1 rRNA gene is annotated in these 233 nt (G+C 54.9%); it reads left to right on the top strand.

Annotated elements, in window-relative coordinates:
• Positions 1 to 233 (top strand): 23S ribosomal RNA (locus tag FHC52_RS22600); the annotation flags it as partial.

The raw sequence follows: 233 nt of genomic DNA, 5'->3' as shown, positions 1-233 counted from the left end.
ATTCCCCCAGTAGCGGCGAGCGAACGGGGAGCAGCCCAGAGTCTGAATCAGCTTGTGTGTTAGTGGAAGCGTCTGGAAAGTCGCACGGTACAGGGTGACAGTCCCGTACACGAAAATGCACAGGTTGTGAACTCGAAGAGTAGGGCGGGACACGTGGTATCCTGTCTGAATATGGGGGGACCATCCTCCAAGGCTAAATACTCCTGACTGACCGATAGTGAACCAGTACCGTG

This window comes from Enterobacter sp. EC_64, from assembly GCF_019584165.1.
Taxonomy (GTDB): domain Bacteria; phylum Pseudomonadota; class Gammaproteobacteria; order Enterobacterales; family Enterobacteriaceae; genus Enterobacter; species Enterobacter roggenkampii.
This window is presented reverse-complemented; position numbering and strand designations above follow the sequence as displayed.